General features: G+C 37.2%; 5 protein-coding genes and 2 pseudogenes. 2 read left to right on the forward strand and 5 right to left on the reverse strand.

Going from position 1 to position 5,821, the window contains the following annotated elements; translation table 11 throughout:
- Positions 1-40: 40 nt before the first annotated feature.
- The 5 genes from csrA to ARSQ2_RS02860 all read right to left on the reverse strand — a co-directional run bounded on the left by csrA (position 41) and on the right by ARSQ2_RS02860 (position 4,503).
- The gene (gene csrA / locus ARSQ2_RS02845) at positions 41-226 is read right to left on the reverse strand and encodes a carbon storage regulator CsrA (RefSeq protein ID WP_032115489.1); all 186 of its coding nucleotides are present in this window, start codon (positions 224-226) and stop codon (positions 41-43) included.
- Between the two features lie 223 nt (positions 227-449).
- Entirely contained in the window at positions 450-3,083 is a 2,634-nt protein-coding gene (alaS, locus tag ARSQ2_RS02850; RefSeq protein ID WP_181994292.1) for an alanine--tRNA ligase, read from the reverse strand.
- Positions 3,084-3,591: 508 nt separating this feature from the next.
- A complete protein-coding gene (locus ARSQ2_RS15195) occupies positions 3,592-3,957 on the reverse strand; it encodes a hypothetical protein (RefSeq protein WP_276529420.1) in 366 nt (121 codons plus the stop codon).
- Between the two features lie 61 nt (positions 3,958-4,018).
- On the reverse strand, positions 4,019-4,144 hold the full coding sequence (locus ARSQ2_RS13525; RefSeq protein WP_255487238.1) for a hypothetical protein: 126 nt from the start codon (positions 4,142-4,144) through the stop codon (positions 4,019-4,021).
- Positions 4,141-4,503 carry an IS630 transposase-related protein gene (locus ARSQ2_RS02860; RefSeq protein WP_202880368.1) on the reverse strand — a complete coding sequence of 121 codons (363 nt, stop codon included), beginning with the start codon at positions 4,501-4,503 and terminating at the stop codon, positions 4,141-4,143. Before ARSQ2_RS02860 ends, ARSQ2_RS13525 begins: the two co-directional genes overlap by 4 nt.
- 150 nt (positions 4,504-4,653) lie before the next feature.
- Here ARSQ2_RS02860 and queF point away from each other — a divergent pair.
- Together queF and ARSQ2_RS02870 are read left to right on the forward strand one after the other, a co-directional pair.
- Positions 4,654-5,268: pseudogene (gene queF / locus ARSQ2_RS02865) on the forward strand (NADPH-dependent 7-cyano-7-deazaguanine reductase QueF); the annotation flags it as partial.
- A 220-nt stretch (positions 5,269-5,488) separates the two neighbouring features.
- A pseudogene (locus tag ARSQ2_RS02870) lies at positions 5,489-5,728 on the forward strand (LOG family protein); the annotation flags it as partial.
- Between the last annotated feature and the right edge of the window lie 93 nt (positions 5,729-5,821).

Raw genomic sequence — 5,821 nt, forward strand, 5'->3', positions numbered from 1 at the left:
ATAATTAACATATACCTAAGAATGAACGCTTTACCAAAAATTACTGATTATTGGGCTGGCATTTTTCAGCTTGGATCCGTTGATAAATTTCTTCACGGTGAACAGAAACCTCTTTGGGTGCATTAACCCCTATACGTACCTGGTTGCCTTTTACACCCAGCACCGTTACTGTTACCTCATCGCCTATCATGAGCGTTTCACCAACTCGACGAGTCAGAATAAGCATTCTTTGCTCCTTGAAAATTTAAAAGAGTCGGGTCTCTAGGTTTCCCCCGCTATTATCCATCACACACCGTGAAAACGTAAAGCAATGATATTCACCTAAAGTATTTAACCTAAAGCAATCATCATACTAATATTGTAGCTAAAAATATAATTTTGTACTTAGGTCATTTAAAAACAATCCGTTAAAGGTTGCATAATTAAGTTATGCAACCCTCATGGTTAATTCATGTCAAGCGCGAATTAACCCACTCTTCAACTGATGCTAATGCAGCAGGAAGTGCTTTTATATTAGAGCCGCCCGCCTGAGCCATGTCAGGGCGACCACCCCCTTTTCCGCCTACTTGCTGCGCAACAAATGAAATTAAATCACCAGCCTTTATTTTATCAGTCAAATCATTGGTTACACCAACAATTAGACTGAATTTATCATTACTTATAGTAGAAAGCACAATAATTGCTGATTTTAATTGATTTTTTAACTCATCAACAATGATACGTAGCTGTTTAGGCTCAGTGTTATTTAACTGAGTAACTAATAAGCTAACTCCGTTATTTTTTTTAACTTGTTGACTTAAAGAAACGCTTTCTTGGGCAGCTTGTTGCCCTTTTAATTGATCTAACGACCTTTCTAATAACTTAACTTTATCTAATGTCGTTTTAATTTTTTCCATTAGATTATTAGCATCACCTTTCATTAATTGGCTAATTTCAGCCAATAAATTGGATTGCTGGTGAAGATCATCTATAGCAACTTGTCCGGTTATAGCTTCTATCCGACGAATTCCCGCTGCTGTACCCGATTCGCTGCTAATACGAAATAATCCTATATCACCAGTCCGATTGGCATGAGTGCCGCCGCATAACTCAATAGAAAAATGGCCGATACTAAGAACGCGTACCTGTGCATCATATTTTTCACCAAAAAGCGCCATCGCACCTTTTTCTTTTGCCGCATCTAAATCCATTAATGTCGTTATAATAGGGTCATTTTTACGAATTTGATAATTTACGATATCTTCTATTTGGCGTATTTCCATCGGCGTCATTGCAGCAAAATGAGAAAAATCAAAACGCAAATATTTCTCATTCACTAAAGATCCTTTTTGGCTTACATGATTTCCCAATACATCACGCAAAGCGGCATGCAACAAATGAGTAGCTGAGTGATTGAGACGAATAGCGTTACGACGTTCAATGTCAATTCCTGCGTCGACCGAATTATTTACCGCTATTGAGCCAGTCATTACCTTACCAATATGTCCAATTGCTTGAGCATATTTTTGTGTGTCAAACACAGCAAATTGACAATGGTTATTCCTAAGTATACCGCTATCACCAACCTGACCACCTGATTCAGCATAAAAAGAGGTTTTATCAAGAATAATAATCCCTTCTTCACCTTGATTTAATACATTGACAGGCTTACGATGATGAAAAATAGCCGTTACTGTAGCTTGTTGGTTGTTATTTTCATAACCTGAGAAGTCACTATGACTATCTGCTTTAATAGCATCATTATAATCGGTCGCAAATCCACTCGACTCTCGAGCTCGATCTCTTTGCTGCTCCATCGCAGCGTTAAAACCTAACTCGTCGACTTTAATATCGCGTTCACGGCAAACATCAGCGGTTAAATCAAATGGAAAACCATAAGTATCATAGAGCCGAAATGCGATTTCACCAGCTAAAGTGTCGCCTTGTAATTGTCCTAATTCGTCATCCAGTAGTTGCAATCCACGCGCTAAAGTACGAGCAAACTGTTCCTCTTCATTCTTCAATGTTTTTTCAATCGTTGCTTGTTGAGATTTTAGCTTGTCAGCTGCGTTACCCATTACCTGAATTAATGGTGCAACTAATTTATAAAAAAATGTCTCTTTCGCTCCTAGCATATATCCATGACGAACCGCTCGACGAATAATACGACGCAATACATATCCACGTCCTTCATTAGCAGGAAATACACCATCACCAATAAGAAAAGCGCTTGATCGAATATGATCAGCGATGACGCGTAATGATTTATTATTCAGATCCGATAAAGCAATCACTTTAGCAATAGCAGCAATTAATTGACGAAATAAATCAATCTCATAATTTGAGTTAACATGTTGTAATACTGCGGCAATACGTTCAAGCCCCATGCCTGTATCAACAGAAGGTGTTGGAAGTACCTTTAAACTACCATCAGACTGGCGGTTAAATTGCATGAAAACAATATTCCAGATTTCAATATAGCGATCACCATCCTCTTCAGGTGACCCTGGCTGCCCTCCCCAAATATGTTCACCATGATCATAAAAAATTTCTGTACAAGGGCCACAAGGACCGGTATCCCCCATTTGCCAGAAATTGTCAGAAGCATAAGGGGCACCCTTATTATCACCTATCCGAATAATACGCTCAGCAGGAATACCAATTTCTTGCTGCCAAATTTTATAAGCTTCCTCATCAGTGTGATAAACGGTGATCCAAAGTCGCTCTTTGGGTAAATTGAACCACTGCTCACATGTCAGTAGTTCCCAAGCATATTTAATTGCATACTGTTTAAAATAGTCACCAAAGCTGAAGTTACCTAACATTTCAAAAAAAGTATGATGGCGAGCGGTATAACCAACATTCTCTAAATCATTATGTTTTCCTCCAGCTCGAACACAACGTTGTGCCGTTGTTGCTCGAGAATAAGCTCTTTTATCCAATCCCAAAAATACATCTTTAAATTGGTTCATGCCTGCATTAGTAAACAATAATGTTGGGTCATTATTTAGTACTAATGAGCTACTAGGTACAACTCCATGCCCTTTAGTATGAAAAAAGTCGAGAAACTCTTGACGGATCTCAGCGGTGCTTTTACTACTCATAATTATCCTGAAATCAAGCTGGAAAAATAGATCTATGACTTGATGTGATAAACACATTTTTATCATCAATCAAGTTACCGACGGTATTTTTACCTGGAAAACCTGAGAAATCCTTAAATTTTTTTATGACTAAATCGGTGACAAGGATCTACTAACTTACGAGTATTAATACATCGCTCAAATGCTCAGGCTTTATAGGTACATCTTTCCCTAAATATATCGTTTTCTAACTAATACAACAACGACTAGTCTGATTAGTTTAACATAAAACGATTTAACTATTATGCTAGGAAAGTAACACTACATTAACACTATTTCATTATATTTATTTTCCTATTATCGGGACAAAACGGTTAAATTTTGTCTCCATCTACATTTAGAAAGATAATTGCCAATAGATAACTCCAGTGACTAATTTCACTTAGTTTAAATTACGTATAAGCTATAGTTAGTTATCAGCTAAATAGAAGATTAAGGAAAGCAATAGCGTAAGTCTAACACAAATTAATCAAAAACTGCGTCTGAATATATTAAGCCAATAATAACAATTTGCTATATAGCTAAGCGACTTAATTTTGATTACACCATATCGAGTGCGAACAAAATATCTGTGTCGCATCCGAGCGCTTTTTTTTGCATTTAGCTTGTGCCCATTTATGTTCAATTGGATTAAGATCTGGCGAATAGGTAGGCAAATATTCCACCATATGCCCCGCGCATCGATGATGACTTGTTCAATACTGCGTTTCTTGTGAAAAGTTGCATTATCCATCATGATTACACTGTTTTTAGGAAGTACTGGGATAAGGACTTGGATGCATCCATGCATAGAAAACATCGCTGTTAATATTGATATCAAATAATCCGATAGCAAACATAATCCGATAGCAAACAGCGTTGTGCCAAATAAAGCGCCGATAACATTTGTTCTTCCTTTAGCTCCCCAGTTCTTGAGAACAACACACCGCGTTGACCTTTCGGGGAATAGCCGTGAGTCCGCGGGGTATCGTGTGAAAAACCACTTTCATCAATAAAAACAATATGCTTGCCTTCTTTTTCATACTGTTGTTTTTTGTTGAAACGTTTGTCGAGTGTTTTCGTCGGCTTTCGGATGACGTAGAGTTTTTTTATAGGTCAATCCCATTTTTTTAAGAGCTTGCCAAATGGCCTTCTGACAAACGCCAAAACGCTCTGCACGCTCTTTTTGGTAAGCATCTGGATATTGTTCAACATCTTTTATCAACTCGGATTTATCGATTTTTCGCTGACGCGTAGTCGATGCTTTTGGCTCTATTTGATTAATCCAACGCGATACAGATGCAGAGCCAATCCGAAATTGCTTCGCTGTTTCTCGGATACTCAACCCTTCTTCTTCCATCGTAAATATCACTTTACGTCTAAAATCAATTGAATAGCTCATATAAATAATGTCATCAAAATTAAGTCGCTTAGCTATATTATCTATCTGATCAATTTGTTGTTAAGCTATACATTAAAGAACAAATTTACTCTAATATATTGATTATGCTAGCAACTATCTTACTGATTTTCTATTTTAGGAAGGAACTACATGCCACTTGATCAAGATAATGGTGAGCTACAACACCTAACGCTCGAAAAAAAACGAATATCAAGATAACTATGCCCCTCATCTACTACAAGCGATTCCTCGACGCCTAAATCGACAACCTTTAGGGTTTTATCATCAGACAGGTTGCCTTTCCATGGTGCAGATATTTGGACACTCTATGAGCTTTCGTGGCTAAACAGTCGAGGAGTTCCTCAAGTGGCTATCGGCCATGTTACCATTAATGCTAATAGCATAAATTTGATTGAATCTAAAAGTTTTAAACTCTATCTAAATAGTTTCAATCAAACCCAATTTATTAGCTGGAAAGAAGTTGAAAAGCAGCTAACCCAAGATTTGACTGCATGCGCTGCAGGAGAAGTGACAGTAAAATTACAGCCACTCACCATGTTCGCTAATCAAATTATTCATAATCTGTCTGGTGAATGTATTGATGAGCAAGAGATAGAAATTACTGATTATGAATTTAATCGTGATTATCTTAACAACGCAACCACGAATATAAAGGCAGAGGAAACATTAGTTAGCCATCTGCTAAAATCTAATTGCTTAATTATTAACCAACCTGACTGGGGTTCAATAAAAATTCATTATAGCTAAACGACTTGATTTTGATTACACCATATTGAGTGCGAACAAAATATCTGTGTCGCATCCGAGCGCTCTTTTTTTGCATTTAGCTTGTGCCCATTATGCCCGCCAGGTTGGAAATGAATTAAGCTTATAGCTGGACGACTTTAAAATGATTACAAGTAATTACTCTATATTACTAAATTTATATTGGAGAAAAACATATATTTTGTAATCAAAATTAAGACGCTTAACTATACGTGAATTAAATATTTGCACTGGCTGTGGCCCTGGCGAAATGGAAGCGCCGATGAAAGGTTCCGCAGTAGGCCATGCGCAACAGCGTTATAAAAATGGCCGCTTTCTTAGTTTAACTGAACCTGCCATTATCGCTGCTGAGTCACCTAACCCTCTAGTTAATGAACTTTTTATCATGCCAGATATTCAAAAACGCCTTGAAGCATTTGTTCGAGTTGCTCATGGTATAGCTAAGCGACTTAATTTTGATGAGATTATTTATATGAGCTATTCAATTGATTTTAGACGTAAAGTGATATTTACGATGGAAGAAGAAGGGTTG

Origin of the sequence: Arsenophonus endosymbiont of Bemisia tabaci Q2 (genome assembly GCF_902713415.1) — a bacterium.
GTDB lineage: Bacteria > Pseudomonadota > Gammaproteobacteria > Enterobacterales > Enterobacteriaceae > Arsenophonus.